An 18,394-nucleotide genomic window follows, 5' to 3' on the forward strand; every position below is an offset into this window, starting at 1 on the left:
AACGAAAAGAAAGACCGGACAGGGATTTTCACCATGCGATACGCACTGCTTGCGGCTCTTGCCGCCACGCTTTGCCATGCCTCCATCGCAGCCGCCGAACAGCGGCCGGAGCACGATCCGGCCATCGAGGCCGCCGCCATCGCCATCCTGCAGAAGAAGCTGCCTGAAATCCGCAAGTCGCACGATATCCGCCAGGATCCCGTCATCGTGCGCGCCGGCCGGGAAGACCAAAAACCGCAGGGCATATCCGCGCTGATCGATCTCGATTCGGCGGAAAACTTCCACGGCCGCATCATCTGGCTGTGATCCGCCTTCATGCAAAACGAAAACGCCCCGGCATGAACCGGGGCGTTTTCGGTCTTGAACGGCCTTCTCTCAGAATTCCGTCCATTCCTGCTTGAGCGCGGCGTTGCCCTGCGAGGCGGACACAGGCCGGTAGCTCGTGCGCGCCGCCGTCTCCATCCTGCGGTGGACGGCCTTCAGATCACGCATGCCGCCGGAAACCGTTGGCAGCACGAAGCGGGAGATCTGCTCGCGCAGCCGCACCGCCTCGTTGGCGAGCGACGCGCTTGCGGCATTGGTCTCTTCCACCATGGCGGCGTTGCGCTGCGTCACCTGGTCCATCTGGTTGACGGCCGTATTGACTTCCGAAAGGCCGACAGACTGTTCGCGGGCCGAGATGGCGATCGCGTCCATATGCTGGTTGATGGTCGCGACATGCAGGCCGATCGCCTGCAGCGAGGCTCCGGTATCCTGCACCAGACGCACGCCGCCCTCGACCTCGGTCGTCGAGTTGCGGATGAGGTCCTTGATCTCGCGCGCCGCCTGGGCGGAACGCTGCGCCAGCTCCCGCACTTCCTGCGCGACGACCGCAAAGCCCTTGCCCGCCTCCCCGGCACGCGCCGCTTCCACGCCGGCATTCAGCGCCAGAAGATTGGTCTGGAAGGCGATCTCGTCGATCACGCCGATGATGTTGGAAATCTGGCCGGAGGAATTTTCGATGCGCTTCATGGCCTCGATGGCGCCGGCGACGATCTCGCCGGATTTCTGCGCGCTGCGGTTGGCCTCGCCCGCCACGCTACGCGCCTCGTCGGCCCGCTTGGTGGAATTGGCGACATTGGCGGTGATCTGGTCAAGTGCGGCGGCGGTCTCCTCGAGCGAGGCGGCCTGCTGTTCCGTGCGCTTGGAAAGGTCGTCGGCACTGACGCTGATCTCGCGCGACCCGTCGTCGATGGAACCGCTCGACTGCGCGACGGCACCCAGCGTTTCGCCGAGCTGGGCGACCGCGGAGTTGAGATCGTGGCGCAGCTGTTCGAAATCCGCAGCGAAGGGTTCGGTCAGCTGGAAGCTCAGATCGCCCGAGGCGAGGCGACGAAGTCCGCCAGCCAGGCCAGAGGTCGCCTGCTGGAGGCGCGCCTGGGCGGCGGCTTCCGCCTCTTCCTGCAGCTGAACGCGCTCGGCCTCGGCACGGGCACGGTTCTCAGCCGCTTCCGCTTCAAGGCGACGGTTGGCGATGGCTGCCTGGCGGAAGACCTCCACCGCGCCGGCCATCTCGCCGATCTCGTCACGACGGCCGGCATAGGGAATGGCCGAAACCGTGTCACCGCCGGCCAGCACCGTCATCGCCCTCGTCGTGGCGACGATGGGGCGCGAAACCGACCGGCCGATCAGAAGAACCGTCGCGGCAATGGTGGCAATGGCGGCAAGAATGGCGGCGATGGCGACCGTATGCGCAGCCTGCAAGGCACTTGCGCTTTCCGTCTCGGCCTTGACCTTGTCGGCGGCGATACCGGCCGACATCGTGTCGAAGACCGGTTCGACGGCGGCGAAGGCATCGGACACACCCTGACGGGCAGCGGCTTCGGTCGCGGCGATCGCGGCATAGTCGTCAAAAGCCTTGCCGTAAGCAGCGAGCGCCTCGAGGATCGTCGCCTGGTTTGCCGCGCCGCCGAATTTTTCAGCCGGCGTCTTGGCGAAGGCGGCGCGCTCCTGCGCATGCTTGGCGACGTATTTCGCGTCGCGGCGCATGATGAAGTCCTTCTCGTGGCGGCGCATCGTCAACATGCTGACCTGAAGACCCTTGTCGTCGACTGTCTTCAGCAATTCCTCGATGGCGTGTACCGCCGTACGCATGGCGCCTTCCCGGCCGGAGGACGGGTCGAGGCCGAGCGCGATGCTGGCTTCGGCAAGCGTCGCGAAGCTCTTCTGGTAGGTGGCATAACCATCCGAGATCGTCTGGAGATCGGCGCGGGTTGCGGGATTGTCGACAAGGGCGCCCAGCGTCTCCAGCGTTTTTTCCGCCTTCGCCGAGATCTCCTTGTGGGCGGCGACGTATTTCTCGTCCCGCCGCAGCAGGAAGTCCTTTTCAGCCCGCCGGTTCTGCAGAAACTCGATTTCCAGCCCGCGCAGCGCGTCATCGGCGCTGCGGTGGCGCTCGACCCTCGCACCGTATTCTGCGGCCGTGCGCTGCTCCACCTGGAAAATGCCGACGATGAGAAGAATGCCCGCGACGGCAATCGGCGCCATCAGGCCGATCCGGTGGGACAGACGTAGGGTCATGGATGCTCCTTGCGCCCGCGCGCGACGGGCCGCCATTCCGCTGAAAACGTTGGAAAAAGCCCCTATGAAACATGGAGCCAAACGCCGGACACATCCCGGCTATCCTTAATGAAATGTGACTGTCATAATTTAAGGATTGATGAATATGACACCCTGTTTCTTTGGGTTTCCCGCCTCTTCGGCATGAACCATATGGGCAGGATTGACCGCGAGAGGGCTTGCCACCCGTCGCGCGAGGCGTCATGAGAGGCAATGTCCCGACCTATCGAAACCATTCGCCTCGACCAGCTCCTGCTGAATGCCGGCCTCGTCGCCAGCCGCTCACGCGCGCGCGACGCCATTTCGCGCGGCACCGTGCGCGTCAACGGCCGCACGGTCACCAAGCCGAGCTCCACCTTCCCCGCCGATGCCAAGATCGAGATCGACGATCCGGCCCAGGCCTATGTGTCGCGCGCGGCGCTGAAGCTGAAGGCGGCGCTCGACGCATTCGGCCTCGATCCCGCCGGCCTCGACTGCCTCGATATCGGCGCCTCGACCGGCGGCTTCACGGATATCCTGCTGGAGCGCGGCGCAAACCACGTCATCGCCGTCGATGTCGGCCACGACCAGCTTCATCCCCGGCTGCGGGAAGACGAGCGCATCACCAATTACGAGGGCCTGAATGCCCGCGTGCTCGACGAGGACCATCTCGAAGACCGGGAGATCGGCGCCGTCGTCTCCGACGTCTCGTTCATTTCGCTGAAGCTGGCGCTGCCGCCTGCCCTGACCCTGGCGCAGCCCGGCGCCTTCTGCGTGCTGCTCGTCAAACCGCAGTTCGAGGCCGGACGCGAGGCGATCAGCAAGGCGGGGCTCCTGAAGGACCCGGAAAGTGCGCCGGCGGTTGCCGCCGAGCTGGAGCGCTGGCTTGTGGAAGACATCGGCTGGACGAGCCTCGGCCTCATCCCCTCGCCCATTACCGGCGGCGACGGCAATGTCGAATACCTGCTGGGAGGCCGCAAGCCATGACGGCGGAAACCCTCACCATCGCCCGTCTCGGCAGCGGCGGCGATGGCATCGCGGAAACGGCTGACGGCCCGGTCTACGTGCCCTTCACGCTCCCCGGCGAAACGGTCGCCGTCGCGCGGGTGAAGAGCCATGGCACCGTGATCTCCATGTCGTCGGCCTCGCCCGAGCGGGTGGAACCGCCCTGCGTGCATTTCGGTCCCCACGGCAAGAACGGCACCTGCGGCGGCTGTACGCTGCAACATGCCAGCGATGCGCTCTACCATGACTTCAAGCGCAATCTCGTCGTGCAGGCGCTGAAATCGAAAGGCCTGACGCCCGAAGTCGCGCCCCTCGTCATCGCCCGGCCGGGCGAGCGCCGCCGCGTCGTCTTCACCGCGCGCAGGACGGAAAAGGAAATGCTCGTCGGCTTCAACCAGGCCGGCAGCCACCACATCGTCTCCATCGATCACTGTCCGATCTCGAGCGACGGCATCCTCTCCCGGCTCGAGGTGATCCGCCGCGTCGCCGCCGCGATCGCGACCTCGGCGGAACCCTTCCGCGTGACGGTGCTGGAAACCGTTGCCGGGCTCGACCTCGCCTTCGAAGGCGTCAAGAAGATCGGCGACAAGGAACGGCACGCCGTCACCGAGACCGTGCTTGCGCTCCGCGCCGGCATCAACCGCGTCTCCAACGACGGCGAAATCCTCATCGAGCCGCAGAAGCCGGAAATCGACTTTTCCGGCGTGCGCGTCTCGCCCCCTGCCGGCGGCTTCACGCAGGCGACGAAGCCCGCCGAGGCGGCGATGTCCGAGCTGGTGCTGTCGGCACTGGGCAAGGCCAAGCGCGTCGCCGATCTCTTTGCCGGCTCCGGTACCTTTGCGCTGCGGATCGCCCGCCAGGCGAAGGTGCATGCCGTCGAAGGCGACGAGAAGGCGCTGAAGGCGCTGGACCACGCCGCGCGCAACACGCAGGGCCTCAAGCCCGTGACGGTGGAGCGGCGCGACCTCTTCCGCCGCCCGCTGATGACCTCCGAACTGAAGGTCTACGACGCGGTGGTCTTCGACCCGCCGCGCGCGGGAGCGGAGGACCAGTGCAAGGAGCTCGCCCGGTCCGGCGTCAAGACCATCGTCGCCGTCTCGTGCAACCCGATCAGCCTTGCCCGCGACCTTTCGATCCTCACCGCTGCGGGCTACCGCATCCGCCTTGTGACGCCCATCGACCAGTTTTTATGGTCGGCGCATGTCGAGGCGGTAGCGGTGCTGGATAGGTAGGTGAACGCAATCCGGCTCAGGGTATCTGCGCGGGAAACACCCCGCCATCATCCGCATCCAGCACGATGGAGAGCGAGATGTTGCGCGGGCGCGTGATGGCGAACAGGACCGCCTCCACCACATCCCGGTTGGTGGCGCGCGCGCTCTTGACCCGACCGGGCGCCTCGACCCATGCCGGTTCGCCCGGCTGGATGTCGTCCAGATCGGGCGGGTGCAGGATGATCGAGCGGACCGGCGTTCCCGCCAGCATTTGCCGCAGTCCTTCCGCAATCGCCGTCTGGCCCCGCTTGGCGGCGTAGAAGGGAACGGAAACGCCATCGAGCAACCCGTTCGGCAGGCCGCTTACCGAGCCGATGGTCACGATATCCGGGTTGGCGGAGCGCCGGAGAAGCGGCAGAAGACCCTGGCTGAGCAGGAATGTGCCGGTGACGGCGGAGTTTATGACACCGAGGACCTCCTCGGCCGTATGCGGCTCGTCGCGCGCCTCCAGCCACATCGCGCCGTTGTTGATAAGCAGGTCGATATGCTCGTGTGCGCCGACGATCGCCTCGACCGCCCGGCGCACGCTCGCGCTCTCGGCCAGATCGACGGCGATGCAGGCGGGGCGGCGACCCGTGGCTTCCGCAATCCCGTCCGCCACTTTTTCAAGCGCCGCCAGGGTGCGGCCGCAAAGGACGATATTGCACCCAGTCTCGGCCAAGGACGTGGCAAGCGCCGCGCCTAACCCACGGCCAGCGCCCGTGATGACGACCGTTCGCCCGTCCAATTCAACCATTCTTCACATCCTTGTCTCTGCAACGCGCAACCAGCCTATATCCGCTAAGGCAGCAACCGAGAATGCCAAAACAAAAAAGCCCGGGAACGAGCCCGGGCCTTTTCTTCAGGTGAAGCTGCCAATCAGGCCGCGCGCCGTGCCGGGCTGGCGGCGTAGGTTACCCCACCCTGTCCGAGTCGGAACTGCGCCAGCAGCGTGTTGAGGGCGGCGGCCTCCGAGGCGAGGCCGTGGCTGGCGGCGGTCTGTTCTTCCACCATGGCGGCGTTCTGCTGGGTGCCCTGGTCCATCGTGTTGACGGCAGTATTGATCTCCTGAAGGCCGGTCGACTGTTCGCGGGCGGAGAGAACGATGGCGTTCACGTGACCGTTGATCTCCTGGACTTCGCGCACGATGGCTTCCAGCGCTGCACCCGTCTCGTCGACCAGCGACACGCCGGAACGCACCTGCTCACCGGATGTGGTGATCAGCGCCTTGATCTCCTTGGCGGCATTGGCCGAACGCTGGGCAAGCTCACGCACTTCCTGCGCGACGACGGCAAAGCCCTTGCCGGCTTCACCGGCACGGGCAGCCTCGACGCCGGCATTCAGCGCGAGCAGGTTCGTCTGGAAGGCGATGTCGTCGATGACGCCGATGATGTTGGAAATCTCGTGCGAGGACTTTTCGATGCCCTGCATGGCCGAGACGGCGCGGCGCACCACCTCGCCCGACTTTTCCGCACCTGTGCGGGTGCGCGAAACGAGCGAACCGACCTCCTCGGCACGGCGGGTCGAGTCCTTCACGGTGGTGGTGATCTCCTCGAGCGCGGCGGCGGTCTCTTCCACGGAAGCGGCCTGCTGCTCCGTGCGGCGGGCGAGATCGTCGGCGGCCGAGCGGATTTCCGTCGCGCCGGCATCGATGGCCCGCGCATTCTGGCCGACCGTCGTCATGGCCGTATGCAGCTTGGTGACGGAATGGTTGAAGTCGTCACGCAGGCGGTCGAGATGGCCGGCGAAGGGCTTTTCGATGCGGTGGGCGAGATCGCCCTCGGCGAGGCGGCCGAGGCCGTCGGCCAGCGCCTCGACGGCGTGCTGGATTTCGGCGGCGTCGCGCGCCTTCAGAGCCTCGCGCTCGCGGCGTTCGCTTTCAGAGAGCACGCGGCCCTCCTCGGCGGCGTTTTCCAGGCGCGCGCGCTCGATGGCATTGTCGCGGAACACGGCGACCGCAGCGGCCATCTGGCCGATCTCGTCGGTGCGGTCCTGGCCCGGAATTTCCGTGCGCACATCACCGGAAGCGAGCTTCTGCATGGCCGAGGTCATGTCCTTGACCGGGCGCACGACGAGACGCGACAGCACGGTGGCGAGGAAGCCCATCATGACGACGACGGCGAGGATGGTGGCGATTGTCGCGGCGATGCGGAACTGGTCGATGGCGGCAAAGGCCATGCCACTGTCGATGGTGAAACCGAGATACCACTCCACCGACGGCAGGCCGGTGACCGGCACGAAGGAGACGAGCACCGGCTTGCCGGCATAGGTCGTGTGCATCACGCCGCCGCCGATGGCCGGTGTGGCTTCGGGGAAGGCGTTGGCCAGCGTCTTGGTGACGAGCGCCTTGTCCTGATGCACGAGGATCTGGCCGTTCTTGTTGACGAGGAACGCGAAGCCCGTGCCGCCGAGATCGACCGAGTTGACCATGTCGACCAGCGACTTCAGCGAGAAGTCGCTGCCGGCCACGCCGAGCACCTTGCCGTCCTGCTTGACGGGCGTGGCGGCGCTGATGATCAGTTCGTTGGTGGAGGCGTCGACATAGGGCTCGGTCAGCACGCTGCCGTTCGCCTTGACCGCATCCTGGTACCAAGGGCGCTGGCGCGGATCGTAGCCCTCGGGCATGGCGGACTGCGGCCACATGGTGAAGGTGCCGGCTTCGTCGCCGACATAGGTGGTCATGAACTGGCCAGCCAGCACGTCGTTCTGCAGAACCGCCGTGATGCCCGCCGGATCGGCGGCCTTGCCGGAGGCGTTTGCGGCCGTCTCGGTCAGCATCACACGCGCATTCAGCCAGTTGGCGATGCTCTGCGCGGCCTGCTTGCCGGAGCTGTCGATGCTCTCCTCGACGGAGTTCGTCAGAACGCTGCGCTGCAGGCTGTCGATATAGAGGGAGAAACCGGTGAAGGCGGCGATGACGACGAGCGACGCGACAACGAGAATGCGCGTCATCAGATTGGAGCGCTTGGACATGGGGCGCGATGTTCCCTAGGAGGCGCCCGCCGGCGAAGGGCGGAAGCGTGATGCTGAACGGCATGCCGGAAGGGCGAAGAACGGGCGCATCATGCGGCCGCCGGCAAGAACGCCGGAGAATGGCCGCACCGTAGGAAAACGTGTTTAAGGTCCTGTTAAAATTGATAGACCACAAATTACAAGTCGGGTCACTTGCGCGCCATGAAGGCCTCGAACGCGGCGCGCGCTTCCGGGCTTTTCAGCTGGGCCGCGAAATGGCCAGCCTCCTCGTCGATGCGCGACGCGACATCCGCCCGGTCGCCACGGATGAGGTTGCGGGCAATGGACAGCGCCTTCGGCGGTTTTGCAGCCAGGCGCCTGGCGGCCGCAAGCGTCTGCTCCTCCACCGCGCCGGACTCCACCACGGCGTAGACCAAGCCGGCGTCGCGAGCGGCCGTCGCGGAAAAACCGTCACCGGCGGCGAGAAGCGCGAAGGCGCGCTGGTGGCCCATCAGGCGTGGCGCAAGCAGGCTGGAGGCCGCTTCCGGCACGAGCGCCAGATCCACGAAGGGCGTCTTGAACTCCGTGCGGATCGACGCATAGGTCAGGTCGCAATGCAGATGGATCGTCGTGCCGATGCCGATGGCAAGGCCATCGACGCCGGAGACCAGCGGCTTCGTGTGCGCGGCAAGCGCATGCAGAAAGTCGATCACCTCCCGGCCCATCGTGCCGCCCATGGCGAAGGCCATGAAATCGTTGAGGTCGTTGCCGGCCGAAAAGCAGCCCTCCGAACCGAGGAAGACGGTGGCACGCACGGCCTCGTCCGCATCGCCCGCCTTCAGCGTATCCGTCATCGCCTGGTACATGGCCCGCGTGATGGCGTTCTTCTTGTCCGCGCGGTTGAGGCGGATCACCTGGACGCCGGGTGCGCTTTCCGGGCGCTCGATCAGGATGTGGTCGGTCATGCTCTTTCCCCTCAGCCGAGAACCGTGCGGGCAGCCGCAAGGCTTGCGGCACCGCTGGTGACGCGATCGCGCAGGGCCGCCGTTTCCCCGATGATGTTTTCCGCCGCGAACCGGCAGAGCGCCGCGCGTTCGCCGTTGCGCCCGTCGCCGCCATCGGCGAGCGCGCCCTTGGCGAGATAGGCGCCGGTCAGAACGAGGCCGAAGAGGCGCTGATAGGGTGTCGCTCCGGCGAGCGCCTCGGCCTGCCTGCCTTCGGCAAGCGTGGCGAGCAGCCATTCGGTGGCGGTTTCGAGGTCTGCGATGCTGGCCTCGAGGCGATCACCGGTTTCGCCGAGTTCCGGGGCATTGGCGGCGCGGGCCCTGGCGGCGATGCCGCGCAGTTCGGCGATGAAGCCGCGCACGTGGCCGCCATCGGACAAGGGCAGTTTGCGCATCACGAGGTCGATGGCCTGGATGCCGTTCGTACCCTCGTAGATCGGCGCGATGCGGGCATCGCGGTACAGGCGGGCGGCGCCGGTCTCCTCGATGAAACCCATGCCACCATGCACCTGCACGCCAAGCGAGGCGACATCGACGCCGGCATCCGTGGCAAAGCTCTTTGCGATGGGCGTGAGCAGGCTGGCGCGTTCGGCCCAGTGTTTGGCCGCCTCGCCATGCGCCATATCGACCGCATGGGCGCAGGCATAGGTGATGGCGCGCGCGCCCTGGGTCAGCACCTTCATCGTCAACAGCATGCGCACGACATCCGGATGCTCGATGATGGGGCTCATGCCGGAGCCCTGCCAGCCGGGCGCCTTGCCCTGCGTGCGCTCCCTGGCATAGGCAATCGCCTTCTGGGTCGCGGCTTCGGCAATGGCCACACCCTGCATGCCGACGGCAAGGCGGGCATTGTTCATCATGGTGAACATGCAGGCGAGGCCGCGGTTTTCCTCACCCACCAGCCAGCCGATGGCGCCCGGCTCGTCGCCGAAGCGGCCGTCGCCATAGATCATGGTGCAGGTCGGCGAGCCGTGGATACCGAGTTTGTGCTCGATGGAATGGCAATGGGCGTCGTTGCGGGGGCCAAGCGAGCCGTCTGCCGCGACAAGGAATTTCGGAACGAGGAACAGCGAGATGCCGCGCGTTCCGGCCGGCGCATCCGGCAGACGGGCGAGCACGAGATGCACGATATTGTCGGTAAAATCGTGTTCGCCGTAGGTGATGAAAATCTTCTGGCCGAAGAGGCGGTAGGTGCCGTCGTCGCGGCGCTCGGCGCGCGTTTTCATGACACCGAGATCGGAGCCGGCATGCGGTTCGGTGAGGTTCATCGAACCCATCCATTCGCCCGACACCATCTTCGGCAGGTAGGTGGTCTTCAGGTGACCGGAGCCGTGCGTCGTCAAGGCCTCGATGGCACCGATGGTCAGCGTCGGGCCGATGGCGAAGGCCATCGAGCCGCTGTTCCACATTTCCAGTGCAGCGACATGCAGCATATGCGGAAGCCCCTGGCCGCCGAAATCCGGCGCGGCGGTCAGCGAGTTCCAGCCGCCTTCCGCCCAGGCCTTGTAAAGTGCTGGCCAGCCGTCCGGCATCTTCACCGCGCCGTCGACAAGGCGCGCACCCTGCCTGTCGCCGATTTCGGCAAGCGGAGCGACCTCTTCGGTCGCGAAACGGCCGGCTTCGGACAGAATGGCATCGACGAGGTCGTCCGTGAGGTCGCCGAGATGGCCGCCCTCCAGCGCAGGCGAAAGCCCCGCGACATGTTTCAGCGTGAACGCAATCTCCTCGACCGGCGCCTTGTACATCACTATTCTCCTCCCGACCGTCCTTCAGGACTCGTGCCCGACGGCACTGTGTTCGATGCGAAGATTATTGATTTTTACGTAAACGTCAATCTTTGGAAAATCCTGCAAACGAAAAGAGGCCACCCGGTTGGCGAACCGGATGGCCTCTTTTCCAGCGCCGGAGTTCTTCCGGCACCGTTATCCGATATCAGCGATAGGGCGAGACGCACTGCCGGCGCGGGCCGCCATAGGGCTGAAAAGTGTTGTCGTAGGCGCGATACGAGCGATAGCGGTTGGCGCACCAGTTCACATGCGAGCCACCGCCGACATAGCCGCGATCATTGGCAATGGCACCGCCGATGATGGCACCAGCGCCAAAGGCGGCAAGCGGGAACCAGTAGCCATTGTGGTGGCGATAGCCGCGACGGGCATGGCGGTAGCCGCGGTGCCCCCGATGCCAGCCGTGACGATAGCCCCGGTCGCCGCGCCAGTGACGATTGCCGCGATCGGCACGCCAATGGCGATCACCACGCCGTTCACGCCAGTATCGCTGCCCGCTTTTCCAATCGTTGTTGCGAACGAGCTTGACATCACCCTGCCCGCCTGCCGACTGTGTATTGGCCGAAACCAAAGGCATTGCCCCGGCCGGCACGACCGGCGTAAAGGCAAAAAGCACGGACATCGCCATGGCAAAACATTTTCCTGAAAATCTCATGACTGTTCTCCCGAAAATACCGACACTCTGAAACGAGGCTCGGCGTTTGGCAAGACAATGCATCGCCCGGCCGTTTGTTCCGCCGGCCGCAAAAAGTGCCGTTAGCAAAGCATTAACCACGACTACCGCACCATGATCGTTCGCGCAGGACCGGGAATCGAACAGGAGCGCCCATGAACCCGAAGCAGCTGGCCGGCCTTGCCGCCCTTCTTTTCTCTGTCGCCCTGCCCTTTTCCGCCGGTGCGGCCAATGTCACGCCATGGAAAAAACCGGACAATGCCATCGTCATCGACGCCTATGAGCTGAACGAGATCGACTGGTCGGAAATGCTATCCGACAAGCGCATCGCCGGGTTCATCTCCAAGGCATCGGACGGCCTGCCGGAAAGCTACAGCTGCAAGGGTGAACACAGTGGCGACACGGTCGCGCATTGCAAGACCATGTGGCGCAAATACGCGGTCAGCCGTGAACTCTACGAGACACGCCGGCTGCTTGCCCGCTCCAAGGGACTGCTCTGGGGCGCCTATCACCTCGCCCGTCCCGGCAATCCGATCGACCAGGCCAATCATTTTCTCGACTATGCCAATCCGCAGGACGACGAGATGATGGTGCTCGACATCGAGGGCATCGATGCCGACAATTACATGTCGCTCGAAGATGCGCAGGTCTTCGCCGGGCATATCAAGACGCGCACCGGGCGCTATCCGGTGCTCTACACGAACCACTCCACGGCCCGCACCATCGCGCTCAACCGCGACAAATACCGCATCCTCTCCCGCCTGCCGCTCTGGTATGCCCGCTACAGGCCGGGCATCGAGGGCGCATTCCCGATGGGTAACTGGGATAACTACGCGCTCTGGCAGTTCTCCGCAGGCGTCAACTGCTCCAAGCGCCGTTGCCCCTACCGCGTGAAGGGTGCGGAAAACGATATCGACGTCAATGTCGCGCCGATGACCAAGGCGGCCCTCGCCAAGACCTGGGCTTTCGGCAGCCTGCTGCCGGAGAAGCCGCTCGAACCCGTCGACAGAATGCTCACCGCCTCGATCCCCACGGGCGGCGCGGTCAAGGCTACGGCCAAGGCCGAAGCCGCCGCCGGCACCGGCGCGCAGACGGCCGGCGCGATCACGCTCGCCTCCGGCACGACGGCATCGTTTCCGATTGCCGTGACGGCCGAAGTGCGGGCCGGAATCATGGCAAACGGCACGGCAAGCACGACGGTGGGTCGGCGGATGGTCGAAGTGACGCCGTTGAATTATCAGGATTTCTAAGGCACGGCACCGCCGGGGCAGCAGAAGCGCACCGGCGGAAGCCCCCCCATCACCCTGCCGTCAGGCCTCGATCTGCACGTCCCCGACCGGCCGCGAGCAGCAGGCAAGGATGTAGCCCTCTGCGATCTCGTCATCGAGAATGCCGCCGTTGTGATGCATCTCCACTTCGCCCGAGACCTTCATGACCCGGCACGTGCCGCAGAGACCGCCTTCGCAGGCCGCACCGATGCGCACCCCGGCGGCGCGGGCCGTCTGCAGGATCGTCTGGCCGGGCGGGCATTGGCCATCCTTGCCGGCCATGGTGAAGGTCACGGTCGAAACGGCGTTGGCATCGATCTCCTGCTCGCCGGCGCCGGCCCGGATGGCGATCTCCTCCGGCGCGGGCGCAGCGGCCGGCTGGAAGCTCTCCTCATGGTAGCGGTCCATATTGAAGCCGCAGACCTTCAGCATGTCTCTGACGCCGCGCATGAAGGGTTCGGGACCGCAGCAGAAGACGGTCCGGTCCCGGAAATCCGGCGCGAGCAGCGAGAGGCGGGCGGCATCGATGCGGCCGCGCAAACCGTGCCAGCCGTCGCGCGGATTGTGTCCCTCCACGACGAAGCCGAGCGCGAGGTTCGGCATCTGGGCGGCGAGACATTCGAGTTCCGGCTTGAACAGCAGATCCTCGGGCTTGCGGGCGCAGGAGACGAAGGCGACGTTGGATTGCGGCGCGCAATCGGCCATCCAGCGCGTCATCGACATCATCGGCGTGACGCCGGAACCCGCCGAGATGAACAGGTATTTCTCCGCGGGATAGCGAACGAAGGAGAAATCACCGAGCGGGCCGAAGGCCTTCAGTTTCATGCCGGGGCGCAGGTTGTCGAACATCCAGCGCGTGCCGATCGAATTCTTCTGCGCCTTCACCGTCACCGCAACAGAGAACGGCCGCGAGGGCGTCGAGGACAGCGTGTAGGTGCGCATGACAGGCTCGTCTTCCGACACCGGCAGTTCCAGCGTGACGAACTGGCCCGGCAGATACCGGAACCAGTTTTTCTGATCGGAGCTGAAGGTGAAGGTCATCACGTCAGCGGTTTCCACGGTGACGGCGATGCATTCGAGCAGGTTGTGCCGGTCGTGCCACGGATGAAGTTCGTCGAAATGATGGAAATGGCTCGAAATGGTCATGTCAGGCCACCCGCGACAGCGGCGCCTTGGCGCCATCGAGCCGGTCGATCATGAAATTCGAATACCATTCGACGAACTGCATGACGCCACCCTCGTCCTCCGGCGAATAGGGGCCGGGCTGGTAGGCCGGCGAGCGAATGCCGAAGGCGTTTTCCTCGACGATCTGGCGATCCTGGTCGTTGGTCTCGGTCCAGACATGGGTGAGCTCGTCAAGCCGGTAATCGACACCCTCGACGGCATCCTTGTTGACCAGCCACTTGGTCGTGACCTGCGTCAGTTCCGGCCCGAGCGGCAGCACGCGGAAGGTGATCGCGTGGTCGGCCAGCACATGGTTCCACGTCGTCGGGTAGTGGAAGAGCAGCAGCGTGCCGATATGGCTTTCCAGCACGTCGTTCGACAGCGGGCGTGCGACGGCGCGCGCGCCGGACATGGTGTAGCTCTCGGCATCCTGGATGAGCGGCATGCGGGCGGCGCGAAACTGACCGGTCGGCGAGATCCTGAATTCGCTCGGCAGGCCCGCTGCCTCGCACTTCGCCCAGTGCGCGGCAATGACCGGATCGTCCTTGGCGCCCTGCACGCCGGTGGCGCTTGGCGCTTCCGGATAGGTGCGGCAGAGCTCGGGGTGATTGGCGGCGCAGTGGTAGCACTCGCGGTTGTTTTCCCAGACGAGCTTCCAGTTGCCCTTCTCGATGATCGTGCTTTCGAAGGCGATCTTCGTCTCGCCGAGGCGGTGGCGGGCGAGATAGGGTTCGGCGGTGGCGCGGAAGGTGGAAAAATCCGGTGCCTGGTCGGCCAGGCAGATAAAGATATAGCCGCCCACCGTCTCGCAGTGGATCGGCTTCAGGCTATGCTGCGTCTTGTCGAAATCCTCGGCCATGTGGCGGGCGAAGAGCAGCGATCCATCAAGTTCGTAGGTCCACTGGTGATAGGGACAGACGAGCTTGGCCGACGTGCCCTTGTGCTGGGTGCAGACGCGCGATCCGCGGTGACGGCAGGAATTGTGCAGCGCACGAACGGTGCCGGTGCGGTCGCGGGTGATGACGACGGGATAATCGCCGACCTGCACCGTGAAATAGTTGCCGGCCCTCGGGATTTCGCAATCATGGCCGATGAACAGCCAGTCGCGATACCAGATCGTCTCCATGTCGAGCTTGTAATGGTCGGGGTCGATGTAGAAGGCCTGTTCGAGGCTGTGGCCTTCACGCCGGTTCTTGAGCTTGCGGAGCACGTCGCTGCGGATATCCATGGCAATCCTCATAGGTCCAGTTTTGGGATGAGGCGCACGGAGGAGACGGCATCCGGGCGGCAGACCGCACGGCGTGCACGCTTCCCGGCCGCCCGCCGCAGCCAGTCACGATCTTCTCTCCAGGCTGGTTTCCGGGCTGAGGAGTGGTCTTTGCAGGACAAGCCCTGCGACCTATGCGGCGCCTTCCCAGACAATCCGTCCAGTGGCTTTGTGCCGCGTTATCTCCAACACCGTTGCGGGGGCAGCGCCGGATTTAAACCGGCTTCCCAATTCTCCGCCCTCCCTTGAAGGCGGCACCTCGAGTGTCTTTATCTAAACGCAAGAATCGCTGCTCGACATGCCGGAAAACGACATGACTTCATGATTTGGCGACAATCCAAAAATGAGATCGAGGCGCCGAGATTCTGAATTTATCACGACATATCAATATACTGCGCCTCGAAATCGAGCACGATGGCGCAACAGGAGGCAACGCGGCCAGCAAACAGGCAAGTTGTCATATTGCGACCATGAAAATCACACTGCGAGGAATGGGGGCCTGAACGGAAAGGAATGCTTAACGGCGTTTCCATAAACTTCTGCGATCAGGGCGCGAGCGCATAGCGCCGCGCGAGCATGGGGTACCGGCGTGCAGCAGCAGCAGACGAAGTTTCGCTATTACGACGCCGTCGCCTACAAGCGCGCGAACCCGCCGAAATCCGCCATGCATACGGAGTTCCTGCGAACCGGCCGCATCGACCGCACCGTCGAAAACTGGAGCCCGAGCGAGAAGCGCTACCTGTCCTACGGGGAAGTGGCCGAACGCACGGGCCGCAAGCTGGAACGCGCCGGCACCGTCACGCACGATCGTATCAACGGCTTTCACCGCTCGATCCAGTTTCCGAAGCTGATCTTCCATCGCACGCTCGCCGAAACGCCGCATCTCGGCTATTGCCACATCACGGTGGCCAATTCGAGTTTTGCGGATTTCCAGAACGTGCAATGGGCCTTCTACATGGCCAATTTCTTCGCCGAGATCGGCGAGGAAGAGCAGTTCTTCGCCAGCATTTCAAAAAAGCGGGGCCGCATGTATTTCGCCGTCGCCATCACGCCGACGGACCACGAAGGCCGCCTCACGATCGACCGCACGGTGCGCGGCAACGGCGTGATCTTCCGCACGGACGATCCGAAACTCGCCATGAAGAACGTGCTGATGCTCGGCGCCCGCAACGAGGCGCTGCGCAAGATCATCAGCGCGCTTTAGAGCATTGTCCGACGCCAAAGCGAACTCGCTTCGGCTGGAAATACTCGAGGACAGCCTCACGCTCGATACAGCATCCATTCCTTGCCCGCCGGGACCTCGTCGCCGCGGCCGTAGATGACGATCTGGTCGCCACCCGATGCCTTCGCCTCCATCAGCGCCCGCTCGCAGGCCGAGGAGAGATCGAGCGCGCTATCGGCACGATCCGACATGCACACGCCGGCCGAGAGCGTGAGATGGCCGAGATTGCGGCCGGTGCGCGGGTCGCGCAGCGCAACCGTCTGGAAAGCGGCCCGCAGGAGATCGACCAGCCGCTCCACCTCCCCTTCATCGGAGGTGTGGAACAGGAAGCCGAAGCGCAGGCCGTCGAAGCGCACGGCAAGATCGTTGCCCGGGAAGGCCTGGCGGATAAGGCCGCCATAGAAGGTCACGAGATGGTCGGACAAAGCCTCGATCTGCGCGGCCGAGAAGCGGCGCTCCGCATCCACCTCCGCCACGACGACACCGCAGAGCATCGGCAAGCTGGGGTTGGAATAGACGCGGGCGAGCGCCTTGTTGAAGGCGCGGCGGTTGCCGAGCCTGGTCGGCGGATCGACGAACTTCATCGCCTCGAATTCCGCCATCTCCTTCTGGATGCCGTCCATGGCGGCCGATTGCGCGGCAACCTTCTCCGCCATTTCCGCCGTGTGCGTGACGCGCTGCTCCGTGGCGCGCTGCAACGCTTCAAGCGAGCTTCCAAGCGCGCCGCCGACGCTGCCGATCACCTGCGAGGCCTCTCCGATCAGGCGGCCGTAATCGTTGAGGGACGAGCGTTCCTGGCTCAACAGGTCCATGAAGTTGCTCATTTCGTTGCTGATCGCGCCGGCCGAGCGCTGCAGCACGCTCGCCTCATGCTGGTGCGGCAGGTATTTGCGGCCGAGTTCGTCGAGCGCGGCCTGGGTCTTGTATTTGCCGAGCGCGATGAAGTCGCGCACGAGATCCGGATTGCTGCCGGCATAGGCCTCGTAGACCAGTTCGTAATTGCGCGGCAGGCCGTCGATGCCCATCTGCTTCATGGCCGTTGCAACACGCAGGGCGACGTCGGTGGTCGAGGATTTCTTTGTAGCCATGGATATGTGGGACCTGCGTGCGGGATGTGTCAGCCTATCGATAACAGGCCGGTCTTTCGGCCCCTCTAATCCGGTCGTTCAGATTTTAGACAACCGCCGAACTCTTGGCATTTTCCGGCAAAGCCCTGTAAAGGAAGCGGCAAAGACGGAAGGGCAAAATGGCTGATATCGTTGATACGCTGAGCGATGCGCAGGCGGCGCTGGCGCGGGCCTCGGAGACCCTCGGCCGTGGCGTTCCGGTCGCCATTCCCACCGAGACGGTCTACGGCCTTGCCGCCGATGCCACCAATCCACTCGCCATCACCCGCATTTATGAAATGAAGGGCCGGCCTCGCTTCAATCCGCTGATCTGCCATATGGCGGATCTCGCGATGGCGGAAAGACACGCGGTTTTCGACCCGCTGTCGCGAAAAATCGCGGAAGCCTTCTGGCCGGGACCGTTGACGCTGGTCCTGCCGATCCGGCCGGAAAGCACCATCCATCCTTTGGCGCGCGCCGGGCTCGATACGGTCGGCATCCGCGTACCCAAGGGATTTGCAAGCCGGCTGCTTGCCGCTTTCGGCCGCCCCCTCGCCGCCCCCAGCGCCAACACGTCCGGCCGCATCAGCCCGACCACCGCCCGGCATGTCGCAGACGATTTTGGCGCGAAGCTGGAACTGGTTCTCGATGGCGGGCCGGCGGTCGTGGGGCTGGAATCCACGATCATCAAGGTCGAGGACGGGACAATCCGCCTTCTGCGGCCCGGCGGGCTCGATGCCGCCGAAATCGAGCGCGTCACGGGCCTGCCCGTTCTTCGCAGCGAGAGCGCCGGCGCGACGATCGAAGCCCCCGGCATGCTCGCCTCGCACTATGCGCCCGATGCGCCGGTGCGGCTGAACGCCAGCACTGTGCAGCCGGGCGAAGTGTTGATCCGGTTCGGCGCTGCCGAGCTTCCCGGCGAGGCGCAGGCCGCGCTGGTGCTCGATCTCAGCCCCACCGGCGATCTCGCGGAAGCCGCCGCCAATCTCTTCGGCTTCATGAAGCAGGCCGATGCCACAGGCGCGGCGTCCATCGCCTTTTCCCCAATCCCCGCCACCGGTCTCGGCGAGGCGATCAACGACCGCTTGCAGCGCGCGGCCGCCCCGCGCGGATAACATTGGA

At 64.8% G+C, this 18,394-nt stretch carries 15 protein-coding genes and 1 riboswitch; of the genes, 6 read left to right on the forward strand and 9 right to left on the reverse strand.

The features are described from left to right. Positions 1-33: 33 nt before the first annotated feature. Positions 34-306, forward strand: a complete 273-nt coding sequence (locus MUO32_RS09130; protein WP_257947893.1) for a hypothetical protein — start codon at positions 34-36, stop codon at positions 304-306. A 69-nt stretch (positions 307-375) separates the two neighbouring features. Here MUO32_RS09130 and MUO32_RS09135 read toward each other — a convergent pair whose 3' ends face one another. Beyond that, the gene (locus MUO32_RS09135) at positions 376-2,559 is read right to left on the reverse strand and encodes a methyl-accepting chemotaxis protein (protein WP_257947894.1); all 2,184 of its coding nucleotides are present in this window, start codon (positions 2,557-2,559) and stop codon (positions 376-378) included. Between the two features lie 252 nt (positions 2,560-2,811). Between MUO32_RS09135 and MUO32_RS09140 the strand changes: the two genes are divergently transcribed. Beyond that, the gene (locus MUO32_RS09140; RefSeq protein ID WP_257947896.1) at positions 2,812-3,564 is read left to right on the forward strand and encodes a TlyA family RNA methyltransferase; all 753 of its coding nucleotides are present in this window, start codon (positions 2,812-2,814) and stop codon (positions 3,562-3,564) included. After that, on the forward strand, positions 3,561-4,814 hold the full coding sequence (locus MUO32_RS09145; RefSeq protein ID WP_257947897.1) for a class I SAM-dependent RNA methyltransferase: 1,254 nt from the start codon (positions 3,561-3,563) through the stop codon (positions 4,812-4,814). The genes MUO32_RS09140 and MUO32_RS09145 overlap by 4 nt, the downstream gene beginning before the upstream one ends. Positions 4,815-4,830: 16 nt before the next feature. Here MUO32_RS09145 and MUO32_RS09150 read toward each other — a convergent pair whose 3' ends face one another. The 5 genes from MUO32_RS09150 to MUO32_RS09170 form a co-directional block, all read right to left on the reverse strand. Further along, positions 4,831-5,589, reverse strand: a complete 759-nt coding sequence (locus MUO32_RS09150; RefSeq protein WP_257947898.1) for an SDR family oxidoreductase — start codon at positions 5,587-5,589, stop codon at positions 4,831-4,833. 122 nt (positions 5,590-5,711) lie between these two features. Continuing rightward, positions 5,712-7,805, reverse strand: a complete 2,094-nt coding sequence (locus tag MUO32_RS09155) for a methyl-accepting chemotaxis protein (RefSeq protein ID WP_257947899.1) — start codon at positions 7,803-7,805, stop codon at positions 5,712-5,714. A 188-nt stretch (positions 7,806-7,993) separates the two neighbouring features. After that, positions 7,994-8,749: a crotonase/enoyl-CoA hydratase family protein gene (locus MUO32_RS09160; RefSeq protein WP_257947900.1), complete on the reverse strand. Its 756-nt coding sequence runs from the start codon at positions 8,747-8,749 to the stop codon at positions 7,994-7,996. A gap of 11 nt (positions 8,750-8,760) precedes the next feature. Further along, complete coding sequence (locus tag MUO32_RS09165) at positions 8,761-10,533, reverse strand: acyl-CoA dehydrogenase (protein ID WP_257947901.1); 1,773 nt, start codon at positions 10,531-10,533, stop codon at positions 8,761-8,763. A 187-nt stretch (positions 10,534-10,720) separates the two neighbouring features. Next, a complete protein-coding gene (locus tag MUO32_RS09170; protein ID WP_257947902.1) occupies positions 10,721-11,227 on the reverse strand; it encodes a BA14K family protein in 507 nt (168 codons plus the stop codon). 173 nt (positions 11,228-11,400) lie between these two features. Between MUO32_RS09170 and MUO32_RS09175 the strand changes: the two genes are divergently transcribed. Next, on the forward strand, positions 11,401-12,495 hold the full coding sequence (locus tag MUO32_RS09175; protein ID WP_257947903.1) for a glycoside hydrolase family 25 protein: 1,095 nt from the start codon (positions 11,401-11,403) through the stop codon (positions 12,493-12,495). A 60-nt stretch (positions 12,496-12,555) separates the two neighbouring features. Here the strand turns inward: MUO32_RS09175 and MUO32_RS09180 are convergent, their stop codons facing one another. Further along, positions 12,556-13,659 (reverse strand): hybrid-cluster NAD(P)-dependent oxidoreductase, encoded by a 1,104-nt coding sequence (locus MUO32_RS09180; protein WP_257947904.1) that lies wholly within the window; start codon positions 13,657-13,659, stop codon positions 12,556-12,558. A 1-nt stretch (position 13,660) separates the two neighbouring features. Beyond that, on the reverse strand, positions 13,661-14,905 hold the full coding sequence (locus MUO32_RS09185; RefSeq protein WP_257947905.1) for an aromatic ring-hydroxylating dioxygenase subunit alpha: 1,245 nt from the start codon (positions 14,903-14,905) through the stop codon (positions 13,661-13,663). Between the two features lie 104 nt (positions 14,906-15,009). Next, a riboswitch (cobalamin riboswitch) is annotated at positions 15,010-15,221 on the reverse strand. Between the two features lie 312 nt (positions 15,222-15,533). On the opposite strand from MUO32_RS09185, the gene MUO32_RS09190 reads away from it, so the two are divergent. After that, positions 15,534-16,148: a DUF6656 family protein gene (locus tag MUO32_RS09190; protein WP_257947906.1), complete on the forward strand. Its 615-nt coding sequence runs from the start codon at positions 15,534-15,536 to the stop codon at positions 16,146-16,148. A gap of 56 nt (positions 16,149-16,204) precedes the next feature. On the opposite strand, the gene MUO32_RS09195 is transcribed toward MUO32_RS09190, so the two are convergent. Further along, complete coding sequence (locus MUO32_RS09195) at positions 16,205-17,254, reverse strand: diguanylate cyclase domain-containing protein (protein ID WP_257947907.1); 1,050 nt, start codon at positions 17,252-17,254, stop codon at positions 16,205-16,207. A gap of 158 nt (positions 17,255-17,412) precedes the next feature. On the opposite strand from MUO32_RS09195, the gene MUO32_RS09200 reads away from it, so the two are divergent. Continuing rightward, the gene (locus tag MUO32_RS09200) at positions 17,413-18,387 is read left to right on the forward strand and encodes an L-threonylcarbamoyladenylate synthase (RefSeq protein ID WP_257947908.1); all 975 of its coding nucleotides are present in this window, start codon (positions 17,413-17,415) and stop codon (positions 18,385-18,387) included. Positions 18,388-18,394: the final 7 nt, after the last annotated feature.

Origin of the sequence: Shinella sp. CPCC 101442 (assembly GCF_024704725.1) — a bacterium.
In the GTDB taxonomy this organism is placed as follows: Bacteria; Pseudomonadota; Alphaproteobacteria; order Rhizobiales; family Rhizobiaceae; genus Shinella.